The sequence below is a fragment of the Serinicoccus sp. JS2-9 genome, from assembly GCF_059025165.1.
In genome coordinates this window covers 2,839,100-2,861,616 of the sequence record NZ_CM180091.1, presented here as the reverse complement: position 1 = coordinate 2,861,616, position 22,517 = coordinate 2,839,100, and the positions used below count along the sequence as shown (strand labels likewise).

25 protein-coding genes are annotated in these 22,517 nt (G+C 72.7%); 15 read left to right on the top strand and 10 right to left on the bottom strand.

All coding sequences use genetic code 11. The features are described 5' to 3' along the window. Positions 1 to 82: 82 nt before the first annotated feature. Complete coding sequence (locus tag AC5PYY_RS13840) at positions 83 to 352, top strand: hypothetical protein (protein WP_493897382.1); 270 nt, start codon at positions 83 to 85, stop codon at positions 350 to 352. A gap of 12 nt (positions 353 to 364) precedes the next feature. Here AC5PYY_RS13840 and AC5PYY_RS13835 read toward each other — a convergent pair whose 3' ends face one another. The 5 genes from AC5PYY_RS13835 to AC5PYY_RS13815 form a co-directional block, all read right to left on the bottom strand. Continuing rightward, complete coding sequence (locus AC5PYY_RS13835) at positions 365 to 1,000, bottom strand: GNAT family N-acetyltransferase (RefSeq protein WP_493897381.1); 636 nt, start codon at positions 998 to 1,000, stop codon at positions 365 to 367. A gap of 99 nt (positions 1,001 to 1,099) precedes the next feature. Further along, the gene (locus tag AC5PYY_RS13830; RefSeq protein ID WP_493897380.1) at positions 1,100 to 1,486 is read right to left on the bottom strand and encodes a Fur family transcriptional regulator; all 387 of its coding nucleotides are present in this window, start codon (positions 1,484 to 1,486) and stop codon (positions 1,100 to 1,102) included. A 223-nt stretch (positions 1,487 to 1,709) separates the two neighbouring features. Next, positions 1,710 to 2,687, bottom strand: coding sequence for a metal ABC transporter permease (locus tag AC5PYY_RS13825; protein ID WP_493897379.1), 978 nt, complete (start codon positions 2,685 to 2,687; stop codon positions 1,710 to 1,712). Next, complete coding sequence (locus AC5PYY_RS13820) at positions 2,684 to 3,415, bottom strand: metal ABC transporter ATP-binding protein (protein ID WP_493897378.1); 732 nt, start codon at positions 3,413 to 3,415, stop codon at positions 2,684 to 2,686. The genes AC5PYY_RS13825 and AC5PYY_RS13820 overlap by 4 nt, the downstream gene beginning before the upstream one ends. Then, positions 3,412 to 4,515, bottom strand: coding sequence for a metal ABC transporter substrate-binding protein (locus tag AC5PYY_RS13815; RefSeq protein WP_493897377.1), 1,104 nt, complete (start codon positions 4,513 to 4,515; stop codon positions 3,412 to 3,414). The genes AC5PYY_RS13820 and AC5PYY_RS13815 overlap by 4 nt, the downstream gene beginning before the upstream one ends. A gap of 305 nt (positions 4,516 to 4,820) precedes the next feature. On the opposite strand from AC5PYY_RS13815, the gene AC5PYY_RS13810 reads away from it, so the two are divergent. After that, the gene (locus tag AC5PYY_RS13810) at positions 4,821 to 5,780 is read left to right on the top strand and encodes a putative endonuclease domain-containing protein (RefSeq protein WP_493897376.1); all 960 of its coding nucleotides are present in this window, start codon (positions 4,821 to 4,823) and stop codon (positions 5,778 to 5,780) included. Between the two features lie 311 nt (positions 5,781 to 6,091). Here AC5PYY_RS13810 and AC5PYY_RS13805 read toward each other — a convergent pair whose 3' ends face one another. Continuing rightward, positions 6,092 to 6,433, bottom strand: a complete 342-nt coding sequence (locus AC5PYY_RS13805) for a DUF6703 family protein (RefSeq protein ID WP_493897375.1) — start codon at positions 6,431 to 6,433, stop codon at positions 6,092 to 6,094. Positions 6,434 to 6,489: 56 nt separating this feature from the next. Here AC5PYY_RS13805 and AC5PYY_RS13800 point away from each other — a divergent pair, with 56 nt between their 5' ends. After that, positions 6,490 to 7,890, top strand: a complete 1,401-nt coding sequence (locus AC5PYY_RS13800) for a glycine--tRNA ligase (protein ID WP_493897374.1) — start codon at positions 6,490 to 6,492, stop codon at positions 7,888 to 7,890. Between the two features lie 459 nt (positions 7,891 to 8,349). Beyond that, on the top strand, positions 8,350 to 8,715 hold the full coding sequence (locus AC5PYY_RS13795; protein ID WP_493897373.1) for a hypothetical protein: 366 nt from the start codon (positions 8,350 to 8,352) through the stop codon (positions 8,713 to 8,715). Positions 8,716 to 8,789: 74 nt separating this feature from the next. On the opposite strand, the gene AC5PYY_RS13790 is transcribed toward AC5PYY_RS13795, so the two are convergent. After that, positions 8,790 to 9,398, bottom strand: coding sequence for a LysE/ArgO family amino acid transporter (locus AC5PYY_RS13790; RefSeq protein WP_493897372.1), 609 nt, complete (start codon positions 9,396 to 9,398; stop codon positions 8,790 to 8,792). Positions 9,399 to 9,479: 81 nt separating this feature from the next. Between AC5PYY_RS13790 and AC5PYY_RS13785 the strand changes: the two genes are divergently transcribed. Then, positions 9,480 to 10,373 (top strand): LysR family transcriptional regulator ArgP, encoded by an 894-nt coding sequence (locus tag AC5PYY_RS13785; protein ID WP_493897371.1) that lies wholly within the window; start codon positions 9,480 to 9,482, stop codon positions 10,371 to 10,373. A 9-nt stretch (positions 10,374 to 10,382) separates the two neighbouring features. On the opposite strand, the gene AC5PYY_RS13780 is transcribed toward AC5PYY_RS13785, so the two are convergent. Beyond that, positions 10,383 to 10,826, bottom strand: a complete 444-nt coding sequence (locus AC5PYY_RS13780) for a Rieske (2Fe-2S) protein (protein ID WP_493897370.1) — start codon at positions 10,824 to 10,826, stop codon at positions 10,383 to 10,385. Positions 10,827 to 10,975: 149 nt separating this feature from the next. Here AC5PYY_RS13780 and AC5PYY_RS13775 point away from each other — a divergent pair, with 149 nt between their 5' ends. From AC5PYY_RS13775 to AC5PYY_RS13765, 3 genes are all read left to right on the top strand, one after another. Beyond that, positions 10,976 to 11,398: a hypothetical protein gene (locus AC5PYY_RS13775; RefSeq protein WP_493897369.1), complete on the top strand. Its 423-nt coding sequence runs from the start codon at positions 10,976 to 10,978 to the stop codon at positions 11,396 to 11,398. A 93-nt stretch (positions 11,399 to 11,491) separates the two neighbouring features. After that, positions 11,492 to 12,730 (top strand): tRNA dihydrouridine synthase DusB, encoded by a 1,239-nt coding sequence (gene dusB / locus AC5PYY_RS13770; protein WP_493897368.1) that lies wholly within the window; start codon positions 11,492 to 11,494, stop codon positions 12,728 to 12,730. Between the two features lie 99 nt (positions 12,731 to 12,829). After that, positions 12,830 to 13,354 (top strand): type 1 glutamine amidotransferase domain-containing protein, encoded by a 525-nt coding sequence (locus AC5PYY_RS13765; RefSeq protein ID WP_493897367.1) that lies wholly within the window; start codon positions 12,830 to 12,832, stop codon positions 13,352 to 13,354. A 133-nt stretch (positions 13,355 to 13,487) separates the two neighbouring features. On the opposite strand, the gene AC5PYY_RS13760 is transcribed toward AC5PYY_RS13765, so the two are convergent. Next, entirely contained in the window at positions 13,488 to 14,354 is an 867-nt protein-coding gene (locus tag AC5PYY_RS13760) for a sulfurtransferase (protein WP_493897366.1), read from the bottom strand. 58 nt (positions 14,355 to 14,412) lie between these two features. Here AC5PYY_RS13760 and AC5PYY_RS13755 point away from each other — a divergent pair, with 58 nt between their 5' ends. From AC5PYY_RS13755 to AC5PYY_RS13725, 7 genes are all read left to right on the top strand, one after another. Further along, the gene (locus AC5PYY_RS13755; protein WP_493897365.1) at positions 14,413 to 14,685 is read left to right on the top strand and encodes a DUF2277 domain-containing protein; all 273 of its coding nucleotides are present in this window, start codon (positions 14,413 to 14,415) and stop codon (positions 14,683 to 14,685) included. Further along, positions 14,685 to 15,296, top strand: a complete 612-nt coding sequence (locus AC5PYY_RS13750; RefSeq protein WP_493897364.1) for a hypothetical protein — start codon at positions 14,685 to 14,687, stop codon at positions 15,294 to 15,296. The genes AC5PYY_RS13755 and AC5PYY_RS13750 overlap by 1 nt, the downstream gene beginning before the upstream one ends. Positions 15,297 to 15,583: 287 nt before the next feature. Continuing rightward, positions 15,584 to 16,858 (top strand): deoxyguanosinetriphosphate triphosphohydrolase, encoded by a 1,275-nt coding sequence (locus AC5PYY_RS13745; protein ID WP_493897363.1) that lies wholly within the window; start codon positions 15,584 to 15,586, stop codon positions 16,856 to 16,858. Further along, positions 16,855 to 17,874, top strand: coding sequence for an NAD(P)H-dependent flavin oxidoreductase (locus tag AC5PYY_RS13740; RefSeq protein ID WP_493897362.1), 1,020 nt, complete (start codon positions 16,855 to 16,857; stop codon positions 17,872 to 17,874). The genes AC5PYY_RS13745 and AC5PYY_RS13740 overlap by 4 nt, the downstream gene beginning before the upstream one ends. Continuing rightward, positions 17,871 to 18,983: a phosphotransferase family protein gene (locus AC5PYY_RS13735; protein ID WP_493897361.1), complete on the top strand. Its 1,113-nt coding sequence runs from the start codon at positions 17,871 to 17,873 to the stop codon at positions 18,981 to 18,983. Before AC5PYY_RS13740 ends, AC5PYY_RS13735 begins: the two co-directional genes overlap by 4 nt. A gap of 31 nt (positions 18,984 to 19,014) precedes the next feature. Further along, positions 19,015 to 19,560, top strand: a complete 546-nt coding sequence (locus AC5PYY_RS13730; protein WP_493897360.1) for a SigE family RNA polymerase sigma factor — start codon at positions 19,015 to 19,017, stop codon at positions 19,558 to 19,560. Beyond that, positions 19,557 to 21,005: an AMIN-like domain-containing (lipo)protein gene (locus AC5PYY_RS13725; RefSeq protein WP_493897359.1), complete on the top strand. Its 1,449-nt coding sequence runs from the start codon at positions 19,557 to 19,559 to the stop codon at positions 21,003 to 21,005. The genes AC5PYY_RS13730 and AC5PYY_RS13725 overlap by 4 nt, the downstream gene beginning before the upstream one ends. A gap of 9 nt (positions 21,006 to 21,014) precedes the next feature. On the opposite strand, the gene AC5PYY_RS13720 is transcribed toward AC5PYY_RS13725, so the two are convergent. Then, positions 21,015 to 22,517, bottom strand: coding sequence for an MDR family MFS transporter (locus AC5PYY_RS13720; protein ID WP_493897358.1), 1,503 nt, complete (start codon positions 22,515 to 22,517; stop codon positions 21,015 to 21,017).

Sequence of the window (22,517 nt, the reverse complement as noted above, 5' to 3'; positions counted from 1 at the left end):
CGACCGTCATCGGGAGAGATGCCGATGCAGGTCGTGCCGGCCCGCGGTCAGTCCCGACGCGGCCGGTGACTAGTGTCGGCCCATGACCGAGCAGCAGACTCCGCCCGGCTTCCCCGGCTACCGCTTCCGCTGCTGGGGCACGTCCGGGTCGCCGAAGGGCTGGCGCGGCGCGGCCTTCCTGTGTCCGCAGTGCGGCGATCTCTTTCTGAGGGGCGGCGGGCCGCGGGACGACGAGGGGCGACCCTACGGGCAGTCCTGCTCGTGCGGCTGCCTGCACAAGGACCCCGCTGCCGGTCGTTTCAGCTGCTGTGCGGGTGATGATGCCGTCGCCGTGTACGACCGGGACGAGTAGTCTCCAGCCGGCTCAGGGGCGGGTCGGCATACCGGCGAGAGGGCGCACGTAGCGGCGACACTGGTGCACCCGCGCGAACCGCTCACGCCAGGACGCCGGGTCCTCGTCCGGCCCGTGGAAGAAGCCTCTGACCGGTGCGCCGAGCCCGAAGGGCGCGTCGAAACCCTCGTCGCCGTGCGTGTCCTCCGTCTGCTCATCGCCGCCGCGGTAGACGTGCAGGTAGGTGGAGTCGACCTCGAAGCCCTGCGCGGCATACCAGGCATTCGCCTCCGGATCCTCGCGCGTGTAGGCGTCGATCCAGTGAATCCCCCTCTCGCGCAACGGACCCAGGGCCGTGCCCAGGAGCGCACCAGCGATGCCCTCGCGCTGGTGATCGGGGTGGACGGCGATGGTGTCCATCGTGGCGACCGGGGCTCCCGCGTCATCCCACAGCTCGACGTCGAGGATGCCGACGACCTGCTCGTCGCCGGGTGTGGTCACGCTCTCGGGTCGGGGCACGACCGCGACCAGCTGCAGGCTGTCACCCTCGAACCGGGTGCGCGCGATCTTGACGTCGTCGTAGTAGGAGGAGCCGAGGAAGGACAGAGCCCGGCAGCGGAGCCAGGAGGGTTCGTCGAGGTCGGCGTAGTCGCGAATGGTGAAACCCATGGTGGGGCGACGCTAGGCACGGTGCTGCTGCGGAGGCAACCAGATGTCGACCACGGGTTTGTCTGCCATGGCGCGAGAACGCGTGGTCGACTTCCCCGGTCAGGCGCAGTCGTCGCAGGTGCCGACGATCTCCAGCGTGTGCTCCACCGCGGTGAAGCCGTGCTCGGCCGCGACGCTGTCGGCCCACCGCTCGACCGCGGGACCTTCGATCTCGACGGTGCGGCCGCAGGAGCGGCAGACCAGGTGGTGGTGGTGACCCGTGGAACACATGCGGTAGACCGACTCGCCGTCGTCGTTGCGCAGCACGTCGACCTCGCCGGTGTCGGCGAGCGTGGACAGGGTCCGGTAGACGGTCGCCAGCCCCACCTTGGCGCCCGCGCCGCGCAGGCTCGCGTGGAGGTCCTGCGCGCTGGTGAAGTCCTCGCTCGCCCCGAGCGCGTCGATCACGGCAGCCTGCTGCCGGGTCGGGCGTCGCGCCGTGCTCATCGGATCACCTTTCGACGTGGGCCTTTAGGGTATGCCGCCGCCCGCCCCGCCCCGTGACCGGCCGCGCGATATGTCGTGACTGGCCGCGCGGTATGCGGTGTCTGGCCGCGCAGTATGCGGTGACTGGCCGCGCGGTATGCCGTGACGGGCCTCGGTCGGCGTGCAGCCGAGGCTCTCGGAGTGAGCAGAGCAGGCTCCTGGATGGTGCACACGGGGCTCTCGGTCAGGGGTGGGGGGCCGGGGCGTGCTCGTCGTAGTGGCCCTCGTGGGCAGCGTGGCGGTGGCCGTCGTGGAGGTAGTCGACGTGATCGCCGTGCGGCACGGCGGGGTGGCCGCAGCCGGGGCCGTGCTCGTGCGGGTGGCGTTCGGTATGCCGGTGGCGGGCTGCCGCGAGAGCGCGCCGGACAGCCCCCGCCACGGCGGCCGCGACGAAGAGCGCGATCGCGACGAGCACGATGGTGCCGCCCGAGGCCGTGTCGGCGACGTACGACACCGTGACGCCCCCCACGGACGAGACCACCCCGAGCCCTACCGCCCAGATCAGCGCCGCCCGGAAGCTCCCGGAGATCTGCTGTGCCGCGGCGTTGGGGATGATCATGAGCGCGCTGATGAGCAGCAGGCCGATGACCCGCATGGCGACGACCACGGTCACGGCGGTGAGCACGGCCAGGAGGATGTTGAGGGCCAGCACCGGCAGGCCGGAGGCGCGCGCGAAGTCCTCGTCACCGGCGACGGCGAAGAAGCGCTGCCGGAGCACCAGTGCGACCACGACGATGACCGTGCACAGCACGGCGAAGACGGCCACGTCGGACCGCGTCGTCGTGGTGATCGCCCCGAAGAGATAGCCGGTCAGGTTGCCGGTCTGGGCCCCGTCGACCTTGTTGATGATGACGACCCCTGCGGCGATACCGCCGTAGAACATCAGCGCCAGGGCCACGTCGCCGGAGGTGCGACCGCGGGCCCGGATCAGCTCGATGGCGACCCCGGCCAGCACGGCGGCAGCCAGGGCGGCCCACACCGGGCTGCCGTCCGTGACGACGCCGATCGCGACGCCGGCCAGGGCCACGTGGCCCAGTCCGTCCCCGACGAGCGACAGCCGCCGTTGCACGAGGAAGATCCCGACCATCGGCGCGGCCAGGCCCACGACCAGGGCCGCGAGCAGGGCGGTGCGCATGAAGTCCAGGGCCAGCATCTCGCTCATGCCACACCTCGCCCCGCCGAGCGGGCGCGCTCGCCCTGGTGCGCGGCATACCCCTCGGGGGTGCCGTCGAACGTCAGCCGACCGGCGTCGATCTCGACGATCCGATCGACCACCCCGCGCAGCGCAGCGAGCTCGTGGGTCACGACGAGCATGGTCACGCCGCTCTCCCCGAGGCCTCGGAGCACGCCGGCGAGCACCATCTGGCTCGCGTGGTCGACCCCCGCCGTCGGCTCGTCCATGAGCAGCACGTCCGGCCGCGCGACCAGGGCCCGGGCGATGAGCACCCGCCGCTGCTGCCCGCCGGAGAGGGTGTCGACGTCGAAGCGGGCCCGGTCGGCCAGGCCCACCGTCTCCAGCGCCTCCTGGACCGCCCGGCGGTCGGCGCGGCTCGCGGGGCGCCACCACGGCCGGCTCGCCAGGAGTCCGGTGGCGACGACCTCGGTCACGGTGGCGCGCACGCCCCCGGTGAGGGTATGCCGTTGCGGCACGTAACCCAGGCGGGTCCGGTCGCGCAGCCGCTCCAGGGGGGTGCCCAGCACCTCGACCTCTCCCGCGAGGTGATCGGACAGGCCCAGCAGGCCCGTGACCAGCGTGGTCTTGCCCGAGCCGTTGGGGCCGAGCACCGCGACGACCTGGCCGGCGTCGACGGCGAGGTCGACGTCGGAGACGACGGGGCGACCGTGGTGGCCGAAGGCGGCGTGGCGGAGCGTGAGGACCCGTGCCGTCACGAGCAGCCCAGTCCGTCCCGCAGCGAGGTCAGGTTGGCCCGCATGACCTCGAGGTAGTCCTCGCCGGCCGAGGCGTCGGTGATGCCCTCCAGCGGGTCGAGCGTGAGGACGCGGGCATCGGTCTCCTGGGCGACCGTGCGGGCGATGGCGTCGGAGAGGATGGGCTCGGCGTAGACCGTCTCCACCCCCAGATCGGTCACGGTGGCGCTGACCTCGGCGAGCCGCGCGGGGGAGGGCTCGGACTCCGGCGAGATGCCGGTCACGCCGATCTGGTGGAGGTCATAGCGGTCGGCGAGATAGCCAAAGGCCTCGTGCGTCGTGACGACATCGCGGTGCTCGCAGCGGGCCAGCCCGGCGGCGAACTCCTCGTCCAGAGCGTCGAGCTCCGCGACGAGCGCGTCGGCGTTGGCCTCATAGGTCTGGGCGTGCTCGAGATCGAGGGTGGCGAGCTCGCCCGCGATCGCCTCGGCGACGTGACCGTAGCGCTCGGGGTCGAGCCAGAAGTGCGGGTCCTCGGCGCCGTGGTCGTGGCCGTCGTGGTCCTCGCTGGCCTCGCCGGCCTCGCCGGCCTCGCCGTCCTCGGAGTGATCGGCGTCCGTGGAGTCGTCGGCGTGGTCCTCCTCGGACCCGGCGCTGTGGTCCGCATGGTCGTCCCCGTACTCGGTGCCGTCCTCCGCGTGGTCGGCGTGCTCCTGCGCCGTCTCGCCGAGGGGGACCAGGTCGGCACTCCCGGCCACGTCGAGGGCGTGCTCGGCGGCCTGGCTGACGACTGCCTCGTCCACGGCCGGCTGCAGCCCCGAGGAGTAGATGACCAGGTCGGCGCTGCCCAACGATCCGACGACCCGAGGGGTGAGCTCGACGTCGTGCGGATCGGCCCCGGCCCCGGTGAGCACCGTCACGCGGGCCCGGTCACCGGCGACCCGCTCGGTCAGCCACTGCACCGGGTAGACGCTGGTCACGATCTCCAGCCGCACGCCCCCGTCGGCAGCCTCACCCTCGACCTCAGCACGAGTGCCGGCCGTCCCGGCGCTCCCGCAGGCCCCCAGCAGGAAGGCGAGCGGGAGAAGGGGCAACGCGAGGCGGTGGGGGAGCGATGGCATACCCCGAGTGTGCTCAGAATGAGAATGATTGTCAAAATGATGAAGGAGAGTTCATAGCGGGGACGCCTCGGAGCCGACGGAGGGTCTGATGCCCCACGTCTTCGTGGCAGCCCCACGGTTGGTCGGTCCCCCCACTGCTGCAGCAGTGGGGCGGTCCACGAACCGTGGGGCCAGCCGGCAACCGTGGGGCGTGTTGGCAGGCGTGGGAGCAGACCTGCCCGCCCGCAGTATCGAGCCGGACCGGAGTTATCCACAGATGTCGCGGGAGCCCGCCACGGGACGTCGGGACGATCCAGGGTGGAGGCATGGCTCGCGACCCCGACACCCAGGCGCTGCTCACCTACCTGAGCGCCCACGACCACGTGATCTCCACGTCCCAGGCCCGGGTGGACCTGGGCCTGACGAGTGACGACCTTCGGCACCTGACCCATCACCATCTGCTGGTGTCGGTCTGTCGAGGTGGGTATGCCGACGCACGGGCCTTGCGCGGAGCCACCCCCGAGGAGCAGCATGCCGTGCGCACCCGAGCCGTCCTCGCGACCAACGACAACTTCGCCGCGACCGCGCAGAGCGCTGCGGCCCACCTCGGTCTGCCACTGGAGATCGTCGACCTCGAGCGGATGCACGTCGTGCGCCGGTCCGGTCAGGGCCACGGGAGGCGCCTGCCGACCTATACCGTGCACGAGGGTCAGGGGCTCGAGCTCCACCAGGTGCGGGGGATCTGGACGGTCGGGCCCCTCGACGCGGTGATCCTGTCCGTCGCGGACAGCACCCTGATCACGGGCCAGGCGCTCGTGGACGCGGCCCTGCGCACCAAGATCCTGACCCGGCAGGAGCTGAAGGCTCGGGTCGACGGGCCGTTGCCGACCGGGGCAGCGGTGCGGGCTGCGGTGGAGCATGCCGATCCCTGTGCCGAGTCACTCGGCGAGAGTGCGATGCGCCTGGTCGTGCGGCTCCTCGGCCATCACATGCGGACCCAGGTCGAGTTCCGGGACGAGCGTGGCTTCGTGGCGCGGGTCGACGGCTACCTGGAGGAGCTGGGCGTGGCGCTGGAGTTCGACGGAGCGGTGAAGTATGCCGGGGCCGACGGTCGCGACGCGCTCGTGCGGGAGAAGCGTCGGGAGGACCGGCTGCGGGCCCTGGGTCTGGCCGTCGTCCGGCTGACCTGGTCGGACCTGCGCGAACCGGAGAGGGTGGCTGCGATGATCCAGGCCGCCGCGCGCTCGGTGGCGGGCCGACCGAGGCCCCTGCCCCACGCGTCGTGAGTGGCCCCACGGGTTCGTGATCGGGCCTGCCCCACGGGTGGTGAGTGGCCCCACGGTTCGTGACCGGGCCTGCCCCACGCTTCGTGACGCGGGCTGCCCCACGCTTCGTGGGTGGCCCCACGCTTCGTGACGCGGGCTGCCCCACGCCTCGTCAGTCGCCCCACGGTTGGTGGGTCTCCCTCCAGGTGCAGCAGTGGGGCGGGCGAGCAAGAGTGGGGCCGGCGGGCAACCGTGGGGCTCAGGCCAACCGTGGGGGGTGCAGGGCAGCCGTGGTGCACCAGGCCAACCGGGCGGTATGCCGTTCGGCCGGCTCAGCCGCGGGGGACGAGCTGGACCACGGTCACCGCGAGGAAGAGCAGCAGGACCGACATCCGCATCACCCGCTCGGTGCCGGTGAGTCGCGGCCAGGACAGGTAGAGCAGCCAGGCCACGAAGACCAGGGCCACGGCCACCATCGCCCAGCCGACCGGTCCGCCCAGGAAGCCGCCGACCAGGATGAGGCCGAGCAGCGCGACGAAGGGCAGCCAGACAGGCAGCTTTGCCAGCCGCTCCAGGGCAGGCACGCTGGCCTGCTCGATCCGCCGACGCAACGGGTTCGGCATACCGTCGCGGTCGTCGGGGACGGGGGCTGACGAGGACTGGCTGGTGCTCACCGACCCAGGCTAAACCGCGTGGGGGAGCGGGGCGGACGCCGCTTAGACTGGCTCGCATGGCTCCCACCTCCACGGTCGATACCGTCGTGTCCCTGTGCAAGCGTCGTGGCTTCGTCTTCCCCAGTGGTGAGATCTATGGAGGCACGCGCTCGGCTTGGGACTACGGGCCTCTCGGTGTGGCGCTGAAGGAGAACATCAAGCGGCAGTGGTGGCGCTCGATGGTGCAGACCCGCGACGACGTCGTCGGCCTGGACTCCTCGATCATCCTGCCCCGCCAGACCTGGGTCGCCTCGGGTCACGTGGGGGAGTTCTCCGACCCGCTCACCGAGTGCCAGTCCTGCCACAAGCGGTTCCGCGTCGACCACATGCAGGAGGCGGTCGCGGAAAAGGCCGCCAAGAAGGGCAAGCAGGTGGACCCCGACGAGGTGCCGCTCGCGGAGATCACCTGCCCCAACTGCGGCAACAAGGCCTGGACCGAGCCGCGCGAGTTCAACATGATGCTCAAGACCTACCTGGGCGTCATCGAGGACGAGTCCGGGCTGCACTACCTGCGCCCCGAGACCGCCCAGGGCATCTTCGTCAACTTCGCCAACGTCCTCGGCACCTCGCGCAAGAAGCCACCGTTCGGCATCGCGCAGACCGGCAAGAGCTTCCGCAACGAGATCACGCCCGGCAACTTCATCTTCCGCACCCGCGAGTTCGAGCAGATGGAGATGGAGTTCTTCGTCAAGCCCGGCGAGGACGAGCAGTGGCACCAGTACTGGATCGACGAGCGCACCCGGTGGTACACCGACCTGGGCATCAACCCGGACAACCTGCGCCACCTCGAGCACCCGGCGGACAAGCTCTCGCACTACTCCAAGCGCACCGTCGACATCGAGTACCGCTTCAACTTCGCCGGCAGCGAGTGGGGTGAGCTGGAGGGCATCGCCAACCGCACCGACTTCGACCTGGGCACGCACGCCGAGCACTCGGGCCAGGACCTGTCCTACTTCGACCAGGCCAGCGGTGAGCGCTACGTCCCCTATGTCATCGAGCCGGCCGCGGGCCTGTCGCGCTCGCTGATGACCTTCCTGGTCGACGCCTATGCCGAGGACGAGGCGCCCAACACCAAGGGCGGCGTCGACAAGCGGGTCGTCCTCAGGCTGGACCCGCGCCTGGCCCCCCACAAGGTCGCGGTCCTGCCGCTGTCGCGCAACGCCGACCTCACGCCGAAGGCCAAGGATCTGGCCGCCGCCCTGCGCCAGCACTGGATGGTCGACTTCGACGACGCCGGTGCCATCGGCAAGCGCTACCGGCGCCAGGACGAGATCGGCACCCCCTACTGCGTCACCGTCGACTTCGACACGCTGGACGACCACGCGGTCACCGTGCGCGACCGGGACAGCATGGGCCAGGAGCGCGTCTCGCTCGACCAGATCGAGGGATATCTGGCGCAGCGTCTCGTGGGGTGCTGAGACTTCCTCGCCGCTGAGGCAACCTCGCAGGGTCCAGGATGCGTCTAGGGCCCATGAAACCTAGGGAGACGGACGCGGAGTTCGTCGAGTTCGTGCGAGCGAGGCAGCAGCAGCTGATCCGCGCCGCACGTCGGACGACGAGCCGGAGCCGGAGGAGACGGCCACCGTCACGACCGAGACCACCGGCGCGAGCGACCAGTCGGGGATGGCCGGCATACCTGACAACAGTGTGGAGCAGGAGCCCGCGCCAGCTCCGACGACGGCCCCGGACCAGCCCGCGGCGGAGGCGTAGGAGCCCGAGCGCGAGCGGGCGGCCCCGGCCGAGACCGAGCCGGCCCCGAGTGCCGCGTCGCCGGCGCCGACGTCGGCACCACCGGAGACGGAGCCGGAGCCGACCGAGCCGGTCGCCCGCGCGCCGACCCGGGTCCGACCTGCGCGGCCACCGGGATGACGGGTGCGGTGTCACCCGGGGTGGCGTCCGCCGCGGCGCAGCCAACGGCCAACCAGCTGCTCAACCGGGCGCTGGCCTGCGACGAGGCAGGGCTGGTCGCCCTCGCGGAACAGCACGGCACCCGCATCGGAGACGGCAACGGCACCACGCCGCAGGACGCCTTCGAGCTGCCGGAGGTCGGTGCGGGCTACAGCTACTGCTCCCTCCTGGTCTACTCGCTCACCTACGGCGAGCCCTCCACCGCCGGTGACGCCGACTCGAGGTTCTGGACCTGGTATGCCTCCGACGCCACCACCGACTGGCACGTCACCATCGCCGACGACGGCACCTGGGCCAAGTTTTTCCCGGGCAGCGCGCCGCCCAAGGAGGGCTGACCGCTTCGGCGCCGAGGGGCCGGGTGATCACCTGATCACCCGGCCCTTCGGCACGGGTCCGACGTGTGGGGGAGCTAACCGGCGATGAGGGTGATGCCGATGACGAACATGACGACCGCGATGACGGCGTCGAGGACCTGCCACGAGCGGGGCCGGGCGAAGAAGCCCGCGAGCCTGCCGGAGCCGAAGCCGAGGACGCTGAACCACAGCACGCTCGCCGCCACGAGGCCGGCGTAGTACCACCACCGACCGTCCGGCCCGTGGGTGTTGGCGATCGACCCGAGCACGATGATGTCGAGGTAGAGGTGCGGGTTGAGCCAGGTCAGCGCCCCCATCGTCGTCAGGGCGCGGGTGAGTGACACCTCGCCGCCGGCGCCCGCCAGCAATGCCTCGCCCGGGCGGAGTGCGCGCCACCCGACGTGCAGGCCGTAGCCGATGACGAACAGGCCACCGCCCCAGCGCGCGATGGTGAGGAAGGCGGGCCACTCCGCGACGGCGACGCCCACCCCGAGCACGGCCGCGCCGATGAGCACGATGTCGGACAGCGCGCACAGCGCCACCAGCGGCGCCACGTGCTGCCGACGCAGTCCTTGGCGCAGCAGGTAGGCGTTCTGCGCGCCGACCGCGGCGATGAGTCCGACGCCGGTGAACAGACCGCTGAGGACGAGGGTGAAGGTGCTCATGCGTCCACGTTAGGCCCCGTGGCGGCATGCTCATGACCACAACCGCACAAAGAATTTGCAGAACCATTAGTCTTGCTTCACATGGATCTGGATCCGGCGATGTTGCAGACCCTGGCCGCCGTCGTGCGGGAGGGCACCTTCGACCGCGCGGCGACGCAGCTGCACGTGACCCCCTCTGCCGTCTCGCAACGGATCCGGGCGCTGGAGGGCGCCGTGGGCCGGGTCGTGGTGACCCGCACGAAGCCGGTGACCGCCACACCTGCGGGACAGGTCCTGCTCAAGCTGGCCGGGCAGTGGGACCTGCTCGTCGACGAGGTGCTCGCCGAGCTCGTCCCCGAGGCGAGGGAGACGGCATACCCTCTGGTCGCGGTCGTCGTCAACGCGGACTCGTTGGCCACCTGGCTGCTCCCCGCGCTGGCGCGGGCGCAGCGGGAGCTGGGGATCACGCTCGACCTCATCCGGGAGGACGAGGAGTATGCCTCCGAGCGCGTCCGCGGCGGCACCGCCCTCGCGGCGGTCACCGCCGACGCGCGCCCGGTGACCGGCTGTCGGCTGGAGCGGCTCGGCTCGATGCGCTACGTCGCCGCCTGCAGCCCCGGTTTCCACGCGCGCTGGTTCGCCGACGGCCCGCGGGCGGCGGCGCTCGACGCGGCACCCATCATCAGGTTCGACCAGAAGGACACCCTGCAGCACCGGGTCGCCCGGCGCTGGTCGCGCCGCGCGATCGACCCACCGGCCCACGTCGTGGGTTCCAGCCGGGAGTTCGCCGAGTCGGTCAGGCTCGGGATGGGCTGGGGCATGATCCCCACCGACTGGGCTCGCGACTGGCTCTCCGACGGCGAGCTGGTGCCGGTCGGCCCGCGTGCCGAGCACGACCTGCCGCTGCACTGGCTCAGCTCACGGCTGCCCTCGCGCACCCTGGACGTCCTGACGCGCTGCGTGACGGCGCGGGCGAAGGTGACCTTGATCCAGTGAGGGCTGCCCTCAGCCCGTGATGGAGCCGTCGTCACCCACTGTGACGGTCACCTCGGGCAGCGGCGCGTCCGCAGGCCCGCCGAGCACCTCTCCGGTCGTGAGGTCGAAGATCGAGGCGTGGCACGGGCAGCTCAGCTCGCCGTCGCCCGGCTCCACCGTGCAGCCCTGGTGGGTGCAGACCGAGGAGAAGGCGTGGATCTCTCCGTCGGCGGGCTGGGTCAGCAGCACCGCCTCACCGGCAGCGGTCGTCGCGGCCAGCGCACCACCCACCGGGACGTCGGAGACGTTCGCGATCGCGTCCGCCGCGTCGGCCCCGGCGTCCTCACCCTCCGAGGTCGCGCCGTCCTCCCCGGGCCCGGAGTCGGCAGGCTCGGTCCCGGCGTCCCCGGAGCAGGCGGCGAGCATCGCGACGCCCGCTGCGCCACCGCCGGCCAGCACGGCGCGTCGGCTCAAGCACGGATGGTCGGGGCGGCAGCCTGGGGTGGTCGTCATGTCGACAGCCAACCCCGCGATCCTGAGGATCCGCTGTGGGTGGTCACAGATGCTCCTCAGACGCGCGGGGGAGGATGGTGGTCCTCGACCTCCCCGGCGACAAGGACCCCATGACTGCGCACCCCGCCCTGGCCGACTCCAGCCGCCCAGCCTCCGCTCGCACCGACGCGCCGCTGCGGTGGGTGGCTGCTGCGGGCACCGCGGTCTCGGCGCTCGTCCACGGCTACCTCTACCTCGACGGGTGGTTCTCCGTCCCGGTGACCGGGCCGTTGTTCCTCGTCAACGCGGTCACTGGTCTGATCATCGCCGTCGCCCTCGTGGTCAGCGCCCACCCGCTGTGGCGTCTGCTGGCCGTCGGCCTCAACGCCAGCTCGCTCGCCGCCCTACTCGTCTCCCACACCGAGATGGGCTTCTTCGGCACCCGCGAGATGTTCTGGGACGCCTGGCAACTCGCCGCCCTAAAGTCTGAGGCGGTCGCCCTCGTCGCGGCGTCCTGGGCGCTCATCGTCTGGTGGCGGCGTCGGGGGGCCTGATGGCCATGGTCCGGCGGATGTCACTCGAGGTATGCAGCAGGTGACGATCGCCTGAACCGTCGGCGTCCGTCGGGATGGGACACTGGGAGAGCCATGACCCTCACCGCTCCCGTGCTCCCGGCCCTGCAGATCGGGCCGCACACCATCGACTCGCCCGTGGTGCTGGCGCCGATGGCGGGCATCACCAACCGCGCTTTCCGCACCCTGTGCCGTGAGTACGGCGCCCAAGGGCTTGCTGCGGCGGGTGGAGGCAACGGCGTGGCGGGCGAGGACCCCGCCGGCCCGGCGGCGGGCGGGTCGGGGTGTCTCTACGTCAGCGAGATGATCACCTCACGCGCCCTGGTGGAGCGGACGCCGGTCTCGATGAAGCTCATCGAGCACGACCCCGGCGAGACCCCGCGCTCGGTGCAGCTCTACGGCGTCGACCCGGCGACCGTCGGCGCCGCCGTGCGGATGCTCGCGGACGAGGACCGCGCCGATCACATCGACCTCAATTTCGGCTGCCCGGTGCCCAAGGTCACCCGCAAGGGCGGGGGAGCGGCGCTGCCGTGGAAGAGTGAGCTCTTCCGGGGGATCGTGCGCGCCGCGGTGCGCGAGGCGTCGTCGGCCGAGATCCCCGTGACCGTGAAGATGCGCGTCGGGATCGACGACGGGCACGAGACGTTTCTCGACGCCGGGCGCACCGCGGAGCAGGAGGGCGCCGCGGCCGTCGCGCTGCACGCCCGCACCGCTGCGCAGGCCTACTCCGGCCAGGCCGACTGGAGCCGCATAGCCCAGCTCAAGGAGGCGGTCACGAGCATCCCGGTGCTCGGCAACGGTGATATCTGGTCGGCCGACGACGCCCTGCGCATGGTCGCCGAGACCGGGTGCGACGGCGTCGTCGTCGGGCGGGGCTGCCTGGGCCGCCCGTGGCTGTTCACCGATCTCGCCGCGGCCTTCGCCGGGTCCCGCGTCCGGGTGGAGCCCACCCTGCGCGAGGTCACGCGGGTGCTGCGCCGGCACGCGGAGCTGCTGGCCGACTTCCACGAGGACGAGGGCAAGGGCTGCCGCGATATCCGCAAACACATCGCGTGGTATACCAAGGGTTTCCGGGTCGGGGGAGAGCTGCGGCACCAGCTGGGGCTGGTGCACACGCTCGCCGACCTCGACCGGCTCATCGACAGCCTCGATCTGGACCAGCCCTGGCCGGGCGAGGCCGCCGAGGGCCAGCGCGGCCGGGCCGGCTCCGAGCGGGTCGTCGCGCTGCCTGACCGCTGGCTGGAGTCACGGGCGCTGGACGACGCCCAGCAGGCCGCGGTCGCGCACGCCGAGCTGTCGGTGAGCGGCGGCTGAGCCGCGCCCCTTCCAGGAATCTGAGGTCGCCGACCGCTCGGGCCACCACGGGCGTCGACTCCACCTGCGGAAGCCGCGCATGGCTCCTAGCGTGAAGGAATGCGACGACTCGACGGCAAGACCGTAGCCTTCCTGCTCACCGACGGCTTCGAGGACAGCGAGCTCACGAGCCCGTGGAACACCGTGGTGAAGGCAGGCGGCACGGCTCACCTCATCGCGCCCGAGCCGGGGACGGTGAGCGGCAAGAAGGGTCACGTCCAGGACGTCGACCGCGTGGTGTCCGAGGTCGACCCTGCGACGTATGACGCGCTGGTCCTGCCCGGGGGCACCGGCAACGCCGACGCCCTCCGGATGGACCAAGATGCGGTGGCCTTCACGCGGCACTTCGGGCAGGAGGCCAAGCCGGTCGCGGTCATCTGCCACGGCGCCTGGATCCTCACTGATGCCGACGTGCTCGACGGGCGCCGGATGACCTCCTTCCCGTCACTGCGCACGGACCTGCGCAACGCCGGGGCCACCTGGGTGGACGAGGAGGTCGTCGTGGACGGATGGCTGGTCTCCAGCCGCACCCCCGCCGATCTCGCGGCGTTCACCCGCGAGATGGCCGAGGCCATCGCCGACTGACCCCGCGACCCGCACCGAGAGCCTCGTCTGCCCGGTCCGGCGGCCTCGTCTGCCCGGTCCAGCAGCCTGGTCTGCCGGGTCCAGCAGCCTGGTCTGCCGGGTCCAGCAGCCTGGTATGCCGGGTCCGAGAGCCCTAGTCGGCCGGGCCGGTGGCGATGGGCCGGTCGGGGTTGGTGATCCAGTCGCTCCACGAGCCGGCGTAGACCGCCGGCCGCGGGCCGACGCCGTGCGCCTCCAGGGCCAGGGCCACGTGCGCCGCCTGGACTCCGGACCCGCAGTAGACGGCGGTGGGCCGGTCGGTGTGGCCGCCAGCGCCCGTGAGTGCTGCGACCAGGTGCTCGCTGTCGACGAAACCGCCGCCCTCGCGCAGCAGCGAGAGGGCGGGCAGGCTGCGGGCCCCGGGGATGTGGCCGGCCACCGGGTCGATCGACTCGTTCTCCCCACGGAAGCGGTCTGCGGGCCGGGCATCGAGCAGCTGGCCGCCCTCCGCCAGGTGACGGCGGACCCCGTCACCGTCGAGCAGCTCGCGCCCTCCCGCACGAAGCGTCACGTCGCCCGGCTCGGCCTCGACGGGCCCCGTCGCCACGGGGAGACCGGCGGCACGCCATACCGTGAGTCCGCCGTCGAGCACCGCGGCGTCCTCGACCCCGAAGAACGACGCGACCCACCAGGCCCGCGCGGCGCCGAGGTTGCTGCCGGCGTCGGAGAAGACGACCGGCCGGTCCGCGCGGACTCCGGCCGCACGGAAGCCCGCCTGCGCCCGCTCCAGGGAGGGCATGGGATGCCGCCCGCCGGCCCCGTCAGGCGCCACGGGGTCGGAAAGGGCCGTCTCCAGGTCGAGGAAGGCCGCACCCGGCAGGTGCGCGGCCAGGAAGTCCTCGTGGTTGCCCTCGGCGCCCTTCCCGAGGGACCAGCGCACGTCGACCAGGACGGGCCGCTGCTCCGGAGGACCGACGAGGCCGGCTTGCAGCTGGGCGGGTGTCAGCAGCGGAGAGCTCATGTCCGGACGGTAGCGCGCGGGCCGACGCCTGTCAGGGGCGCGTGGCAGAGTGGAGGCCATGTGCCGCAACATCCGTCCGCTCAACAACTTCGAGCCGCCCGCCACCCGCTCCGAGGTGCAGGCGGCCGCGCTGCAGTACGTCCGCAAGGTCGGCGGCGCGAGCAAGCCGTCGCAGGCCAACGAGGCGGCCTACGCCCAGGCGGTCGCGGCGGTCTCGGCGGCGACGCAGGAGTTTCTGGATGCCCTCGTGACCACGGCGCCACCCAAGGACCGTGAGGAGGAGGCCGCCAAGGCGCGCGCCCGGGCAGCCAAGCGCTACGCCAGCGCCTGATGACCACCTCGCCGCACCCGTCACTGCGCCGTGACGCGCTCCCGGTCACTCGCGGGACACGGGTGCGGCACGTGCTCAACTGGCTCAACCTCTCCACACCCGGCGGGCTGGCGTTGGCCGCGGCGGGCGGCTCGCGTATCCGCCGCGGCCCGGCGTGCAGCTATCTCGCCGACCACTACCGGTGGCGCTTTCCCGCGGCCGGTGCGTTCACCGTCGGTGACGTCGTCATCACCCGGCACGACCTGGACCAGCTCGCCGCGCAGCGCCCGACGCTTCTCACCCACGAGCTGGTGCACGCACGGCAGTGGGCAGCCTGTCTCGGGCTGCCGTTCCTGCCGCTCTACGTCGCGTCGATGGGTTGGTCGTGGTTGCGCACCGGTGACCGGGCCGCGCGCAGCGTCTTCGAGCGGCACGCTGGTCTCGAGCTCGGAGGGTATGCCGACATCCCGCTCCGTCCGCTCGGCCCGGTGCTGGCCGACGGCGCCCGTCGGCTGCGTGCCGCGGTGGCAGGTCGGCGCGGCCTGGATGCCGGCGTGGACGTCGGCACAGGGCCAGGTCGGACGCCAGTGGGCCAGGACGATCCCTCGGAGTCGGCTGAGCCCCACGGGTGACGGGCCACCCTGGCTCGTGGCCCCCACGGTTCCGTGAGGGCCCCACGGAAGACTGGTTGCCCTACGGTCGCGGCAGTGGGGGTTCCGGGGAACCGTGGGGCTGATCATCAACCGTGGGCGCTGGGAGCAACCGTGGGGGTCGTGAGGGGAGGCCCCACGGTTCCGTGAGGGCCCTACGGAAGATCTGCTGCCCCACGGGTGCAGCAGTGGGGGTTCAGGGGAACCGTGGGGCTCGCCGCCGGACATGGGGCGCACCCGCAGGGGAGCGGACGGCATACCCTCGTGCTGTGAGCAGCGACCCCTACACCGCCGCAGACCGCGAGCGGTGGGTGGCTGAGGACCCGGCGCAGAAGCGCTCGGACCGCCACGACTTCGCCCGTGACCGGGCCAGGGTGCTGCACTCGGCGGCGCTGCGGCGGCTGGCCGCGACGACGCAGGTGGTCGCGCCCACGAGCGACGACTTCGTGCGCAACCGGCTCACGCACTCCCTGGAGGTCGCCCAGATCGGCCGCGAGTTCGGGGCCGCGCTGGGGTGTGACGCCGACGTCGTCGACACGGCGTGCCTGGCCCACGACATCGGCCACCCGCCGTTCGGGCACAACGGTGAGGCGACCCTGGACGCCCTGGCCACCGCGCAGGGGATCGGCGGCTTCGAGGGCAACGCCCAGTCGCTGCGCGTCCTGACTCGGCTCGAGGCCAAGCGGACCCACCACGACGGGAGGTCGGCCGGGCTCAACCTCACCCGGGCCAGCCTGGACGCGGCGACGAAGTATCCCTGGCTCCGGGGTGAAGGACCCGCAGCCGTGGGGCCCCGCAAGTTCGGTGTCTATGCCGACGACCGCGACGTCTTCGTCTGGATCCGTCGGGGCGCCCCGACCGATCGGCCGGGGCGCCGCTGTCTCGAGGCGCAGGTCATGGACTGGTCCGACGACGTGGCCTACTGCGTGCACGACGTCGAGGACGCCATCGCCTCGGGCCGCGTCGATCCGCGGGCGCTGCGTTCGGGGGAGGTGCAGGGGAGCGTCGCCGCCCTGGCCCACGACTGGTATGCCGCCGACCTGGACGTCGACGCGTTGCGGCACGCCCTGGAGACGGTGCTCGAGACCGGCTGGGTGCCGGCGGCGCACGCCGGGTCGCGGGCCGACCTGGCTGCCCTCAAGGACATGACCTCACGCCTCATCGGGCACTTTGTGCACACCGTGGAACTGGCCACGCGGGAGCGACACGGCCCGGGACAGCTCACGAGGTATGCAGCAGACCTGGTCGTGCCCACCGCGGTCCGGGCGCAGGCCGCGGTGCTCAAGGCCGTGGCGGCCCACTTCGTCATGCTCAGCGAGGAGCGGCGCACCACCATGGAGCGCGAGGCGCAGGTCGTCACGGACCTGGTCGATCACTTCGGCGCCGACCCTGGCCGCCTGGACCTGGTCCACGCCGAGGCGTGGGAGGCGGCCGAGGCCGCCGGAGACCAGGGCGCCGCGCGTCGAGCGGTCATCGACCAGGTCGCCAGCCTGTCCGACGCCCGCGCGCTGGCCGTGCACGCCCGCCGGAACGACCGACCATGACGCTGCTCACCGACCGTGCCCTGCCGATCGTCGGCGCACCCATGGCGGGCGGTGTCTCGACGCCGCTGCTCGTCGCTGCCGTCAGCGACGCGGGCGGGGTGGGGATGCTCGCGGCGGGATACCAGACGCCCGAACGGCTGACCGCCGATCTCGTGCACGTCCGCGACCTCACCGACCAGCCCTTCGGCGTCAACCTCTTCGTGCCCCGGGCCCAGGACCGCCACCCGCTCGAACCCGCCGTCGACGCCTTCCGCGAGCGGATCACGCCGGAGGCGCGGGCGCTGGGGGTCGAGCCGGGCGCGGTCTCCTGGAGCGACACCGACCACTGGGCCGACAAGGTCCTGCTCGTCGAGACGCTCGCTCCGGCCGTCGTCTCCTGCACGTTCGGCGTGCCGGGGGTCGAGGACGTCGCGCGGTGGCGGCGGGCGGGCAGTGAGGTGCACGTCACCGTCACCTCACCGGCCGAGGCGCGGGCGGCGCTCGCGGCAGAGCCGGATGCGCTCGTGCTGCAGGGGCAGGAGGCCGGTGGGCACCGTGGCACCCATGACCCGGAGGCCGAGCCGGAGCCGCTGGACCACCTCGGTCTGCTGGAGCTGGTCCGCCCGCTCACCGACCTGCCGCTGCTCGTGGCCGGTGGCGTGACGGGCCCGGGAGACGTGCGTCGCGCCCTGTCGTCCGGAGCGGTCGGGGTGCAGGTCGGGACCGCGCTCCTGCTGGCCACCGAGTCGGGCGCCCACGCGACCTATCGGGCGGCCCTGCGAGACCCGCGGCTCACGACCCGCGTGCAGACGCGCGCCTTCTCCGGGCGGGTCGCCGGGGCCGTCGCCAACGTCTGGACCGAGCGGTATGCCGACGCGCCACCGGCCTTCCCGGTGGTCGACCAGCTGACCAAGCCGCTGCGGCGGGCGGCCGCCGACCGCGGCGACGTCGACCGCCTCCACCTCTGGGCCGGCTCCGGCTGGCGGGCCGCGCAGGATCGCCCGGCCGGCGAGATCGTGCGGGAGCTGGCGGCGTGAGCGACGTCGCCGGGCTGCCGGACGGGGTCCGGCTGGGGGACGGGGTCAACCTGGGCGGCAGCACGCGCTCGGTGGTCCAGCGGGTGGAGGTGGTCGAGGGGCCGACCTCGTGGGGTCGTTCGGTCGTCGTCAAGCGGTTCCTGCCGCAGCCCGAGGGCCGCGCCGCGGCGATGGGGTGGCGCCGGGAGGCCGTGGGGCTGCGGCACCTGGCCGGCGCCCCGCGCCTGCTGGCCGAGGACGCCCCGACCCAGACGCTCGTGATGGAGGACCTCGGCACCCACCCGACCCTCGCCGACGCTCTCCTGGGCGAGGATCCTGACGGCGCGTGGCGGCATACCGTGGAGTGGGCCCGGACGCTGGGCGGGGCGCTCGTCACCGTCCCGCCCGACGGGTGGGAGGGGATCCGCGCCGAGCTGGGGACGCCGCTGCTCGACGAGGACCGTCGCTGGCAGGTGGACTATCCGCGCCGGGGTCTGGCGCGGCTGGCGGAGGTGACCGGCACGCGGTCGGCCCGCGCCGCGACGGCCGAGGCCCGCGACGTCGTGGACGCCCTCCAGCACGACACCGCGCGACACGTGCTCGGTCCGGGGGACGCCTGCCCCGACAACGCCGTGGTGACGCCGGACGGCATCCGGCTGCTCGACCTCGAGGGCGCGGGGCTGCGCCACCTGGCCTACGAGGCCGCCTACGCGGCCGAGCCGTTCAGCACCTGCTGGTGTGTCTTCACCCCGCCTGCCGGCCTCACCGACGCGACCCTCAAGGCTTTCACCGCCGCGGCCTCGGCCCAGGTCCCAGGCCTGGCCGACGACCCGCACTGGCCCCGGCAGGTGCGCTCGGCCGTGGCGCTGTGGGTGCTCGCGGGGACGCTGTGGCTCCTGGACGGAGCGCTCGCCAACCGGGGGATGAGCCCGGGTGGACGGGTCGGGCCGCGCTTCCGGCCGCTCCTGCTGAGCCGGTGGCGCTGGGTCGTCCGCGAGTGCTCCGAGGCGCTGCCCGACGTGGCTGCCGCCTGCGACGACGCCGTGACCTGGGCGCTGCGGACCTGGCGCGACAGCGGGCTGGAGCTGCCGGGATACCCCGCCTTCTCGACTGAAGCACGACGGAACTGAACCTTTCGACCCGCTCAGGCGACACACTGGTGTGAGGCGTCCACGAGAGGAGGTCCGGGTGCTCACGACCGATCCTGCCTACAGCGACTTCGTGCGGGCCCGGGCACCACGCCTGCGGCGGGCCGCCTACCTGCTGTGCGGTGACGCCGACCTCGCCGAGGACCTCCTGCAGGAGGCTCTCGTCGCCCTGGCGGAGAAGTGGGAGTCGGTCGACCACCCCGACGCCTTCGTGCGCAGGGTGCTCTATCGGCAGCGCGTGTCGTGGTGGCGCCGGCATCGACGCGAGGTGACCACGGAGATGCTCCCGGAGCGCGGCATACCCGATGGCGCCGAGGAACGCGCCCGGGACGACGAGGTGCATCGGGCGCTGCGCGCCCTGCCCCCGCGACAGCGGGCGGCCCTCGTGCTCCGCTACTTCGAGGACCTGACCGAGAAGCAGACGGCGGAGGTGATGGGGGTGCGACCCGGGACGGTCAAGAGCCTGTCGCACCACGCGATCGCGCGCCTGCGGCAGGAGCTGGGGCACGAGCTGCAGCTGGGAGCTGCTGACACGACGGAGAAGGAGACGCTGGCATGAGGGAGGTGGACGTCCGTGACCTGCTCGAGGGTGCGTCGGACGGCGCCCGCGCCGGACAGCTGGATGCCGACGACACGTGGACTCGTGGGCGTCGGCGCCGCACCGGGAAGCGGGTCGGTGCTGCGGTCGTGACTGGCGTGGCCGGTCTGGCGGCGGCAGGTCTGGTGTGGCAGACCGGCTTCGTCGGTGGCTCGGGAGAGGGTGACGGCCTGGTGGCGGGCTTCCCAGAGGGCACGACGACCTTCGTCTTCGCGGCGCCCGACGCGGCCGGCGAAGTGGGCCCGGGCACGCTCCCCCCGCGCAGTGCCGCTGGCGAGGACGAGGTGGCCGGGACGACCTGGGAGCTGCGGGGGAGTCTGTATGCCGGGGGATCGGCTGCCGACGTGATCGGCTCCGCCTCCGGCACCGAGCTCGTCCTCCCGCCCGACGGGTCCGGTTGGTGGGGGGTCACCGTCGAGGACTGCGGCGGCGCGAGCGTGCAGGGTGAGCTGGTGCTGGACGAGGCGGGACGCTTCCCGGCCGGCGAGGTCGCGACCGACGACCTGGGCTGCCCGGCCGAGGTGCAGGCCGCCGAGGACTTCTGGATGGAGGCGCTGGCGGCCGGAGGATCGATGCACCTGGTCGGTGGGGACGACTACCTCCTGGTGTCGGTGCCCGTCAGCGGCACGGCGGACGACCCGGTCGCGGTGACCGAGGGACCTGCGGTGGTCACCGAGACCACAGAGCCTGACCAGACCGACGAGCCGGACCAGACGGTGGCGGCGTCCGACCCGCAGGACGACGCGGGACCGACGGGGACGGCGACCGAGCAGACCGGCGCGGAGCCGACCGATGAGCCGGCTGAGGAGTCCGAGGGCTCGGGGTCGCCGACCGACGAGACGGATGAGTCGTCCGGGGGAGTGGCGCAGGACCCGCCGGGGGAGCCGGCGGACGGGGGTGGCGGCGACGACGGCGGGGAAGGCGACGGCGGCGGCGGGGAAGCCGCCGACCGCTGGATCTCGCCCACCGATCCGGCCGAGGGCGGCGAGGGGCTGGCGGCGGGGGCGCAGCTGCTGGCACCGACGGTCCGGGCCGGCCGGCACGACGGCTTCGACCGTGTGGTGGTGGACCTCACCGGCAGCGGGACGCCGGGCTGGAGCGCCGCCTACGTCGACGCCGCCGCAGAGGCGGGGTCCGGCATGCCGATCGAGGTGGCGGGCGACAGCCTGCTCCGGGTGCGCCTCTCCGGAATGGCCATGCCGGAGCCAGGGGATCCGGTCTATGACGGCGGGATCTTCGGGTTGGACACGCACTCGCTGGGTGCGGTCGTCGAGGTGATGCGCACCACGCCCTTCGAGGGCGAGCTGCAACTGCTCGTCGGGATGGACGGCGACCCGCGGGCCTACGACGTCTTCGTCCTGGAGGACCCGCTGCGGCTCGTGGTGGACGTCCGCACCGCGCCCTGACTCGCTCGGTCAGGGGGTGGTGGCGGGTTGTGCGTCCCCCGGCTGCGTCGGCTGCTCGGTGGCGTCGTCGGCCAAGGGGGGCCGCACGAAGAAGGTCAAGGCCAGGACGCCGGCGGCGATCGCCGTCGCCACCAGCAGGCCCGCGCCGATCCCGCCGGAGAGCGCGGCGGTCTCCGACAGGCCGTCGAGATCCAGCTGATGGGCACGAGTCTCCATGACCGTGACGACGAGCGCCGTCCCGGCGGCAGCCGCGACCTGCTGCCCGGTGCCGAGCATGGCGCTCCCGTGGGAGTAGAGGTGGTGCGGCAGCGCGCCGAGGCCGGAGGTGAAGCAGGGCGTGAAGAGGAAGGCCAGGGAGATGCTGACCATCACGTGCAGCCCGACCAGCCCCCACCACGGGATGTGGGCGGCGAGCAACGCCATCCCGGCGACTCCCGTCACCAGGCCGATCCCACCGGGGATGACCAGCGGGCGAGGGCCGACGCGGTCGTAGAGCCGCCCCACGGTCGGGCCGAGCAGCCCCATCGCCAGGCCGCCCGGCATGAGCATGAGCCCCGAGGCCAGGGTGGAGAAGCCGCGGACCTCCTGCAGCAGGATCGGCAGCAGCAGCATGGAGCCGATGAGCGCCATGAAGGCGAGGCACATGAGGGCGAGCGGCACGGCATACCGGACGACACGCAGCGCCCGCAGATCGAGGAAGACCAACGACTCGTCGCGACGCACCAGCCCGACCTGCCGCCACACGAAGAGCGCCAGTGCGACGCCGCCGACAGCGAGCGACCACCCCGGTCCGACCGGGCCGGCCGCGCCCTCGCCCAGGGCGCTGAGGCCGTAGACCAGCCCGCCGAAGCCCACGGCGGTGAGCGATGCGCTCAGCACGTCGAGGCGCGCCGCACGCCCGGGATCGCTCTGTCGCAGCAGCCGCGCGCCGGCCACGAGCATGAGGCCGGCGATCGGGAGGACGAGGAGGAAGATCCAGCGCCAGGAGGCGAACTGCAGGATCAGCCCGGAGACCGGCGGGCCCATGGCGGGAGCCACCGAGATCGCGAGCGTGAGGTTGCCCATGACGCTGCCCCGGCGCTCCTTGGGCACCATGTTCATGATCGTGGTCATGAGCAGTGGCATCATCACGGCCGTGCCGCTGGCCTGGATGACGCGGCCGAGCAGCAGGATCCCGAAGGTCGGCGCGAACGCCGCCGTCGCGGTGCCGACGAGGAAGACGCTCATGGCGAGCAGGAAGGCGCTGCGGATCGAGATCCGCTGCAGCAGCCAACCGGTCATCGGGATGACGACGGCCATGGTGAGCATGAAGCCGGTCGTGAGCCACTGCCCGGCACCGGCGTCGACCCCGAAGGCGTCCATGAGCGGCGGCAGCGCGTTGAGCATCAGGGTCTCGTTGAGGATGACCACGAAGGCCGCCGCCGTGAGGACCCGCAAGATCAGGGTCACCCGGGCACGCTCGGCCGCGTCCTCGGGACGGGACGGGGCGGTGGTGCTCGGCGCAGACGACAC

Coding starts and splice junctions, on each gene's coding strand:
- AC5PYY_RS13825 (WP_493897379.1), bottom strand. CDS start 2,687: ATGAGCGAGATGCTGGCCCTGGACTTCATGCGCACCGCCCTGCTCGCG.
- AC5PYY_RS13760 (WP_493897366.1), bottom strand. CDS start 14,354: ATGAGCTCTCCGCTGCTGACACCCGCCCAGCTGCAAGCCGGCCTCGTC.
- AC5PYY_RS13765 (WP_493897367.1), top strand. CDS start 12,830: ATGCGACGACTCGACGGCAAGACCGTAGCCTTCCTGCTCACCGACGGC.
- AC5PYY_RS13750 (WP_493897364.1), top strand. CDS start 14,685: ATGACCACCTCGCCGCACCCGTCACTGCGCCGTGACGCGCTCCCGGTC.
- AC5PYY_RS13775 (WP_493897369.1), top strand. CDS start 10,976: ATGACTGCGCACCCCGCCCTGGCCGACTCCAGCCGCCCAGCCTCCGCT.
- AC5PYY_RS13755 (WP_493897365.1), top strand. CDS start 14,413: ATGTGCCGCAACATCCGTCCGCTCAACAACTTCGAGCCGCCCGCCACC.
- AC5PYY_RS13800 (WP_493897374.1), top strand. CDS start 6,490: ATGGCTCCCACCTCCACGGTCGATACCGTCGTGTCCCTGTGCAAGCGT.
- AC5PYY_RS13840 (WP_493897382.1), top strand. CDS start 83: ATGACCGAGCAGCAGACTCCGCCCGGCTTCCCCGGCTACCGCTTCCGC.
- AC5PYY_RS13810 (WP_493897376.1), top strand. CDS start 4,821: ATGGCTCGCGACCCCGACACCCAGGCGCTGCTCACCTACCTGAGCGCC.
- AC5PYY_RS13830 (WP_493897380.1), bottom strand. CDS start 1,486: ATGAGCACGGCGCGACGCCCGACCCGGCAGCAGGCTGCCGTGATCGAC.
- AC5PYY_RS13790 (WP_493897372.1), bottom strand. CDS start 9,398: ATGAGCACCTTCACCCTCGTCCTCAGCGGTCTGTTCACCGGCGTCGGA.
- AC5PYY_RS13740 (WP_493897362.1), top strand. CDS start 16,855: ATGACGCTGCTCACCGACCGTGCCCTGCCGATCGTCGGCGCACCCATG.
- AC5PYY_RS13725 (WP_493897359.1), top strand. CDS start 19,557: ATGAGGGAGGTGGACGTCCGTGACCTGCTCGAGGGTGCGTCGGACGGC.
- dusB (WP_493897368.1), top strand. CDS start 11,492: ATGACCCTCACCGCTCCCGTGCTCCCGGCCCTGCAGATCGGGCCGCAC.
- AC5PYY_RS13835 (WP_493897381.1), bottom strand. CDS start 1,000: ATGGGTTTCACCATTCGCGACTACGCCGACCTCGACGAACCCTCCTGG.
- AC5PYY_RS13815 (WP_493897377.1), bottom strand. CDS start 4,515: ATGCCATCGCTCCCCCACCGCCTCGCGTTGCCCCTTCTCCCGCTCGCC.
- AC5PYY_RS13785 (WP_493897371.1), top strand. CDS start 9,480: ATGGATCTGGATCCGGCGATGTTGCAGACCCTGGCCGCCGTCGTGCGG.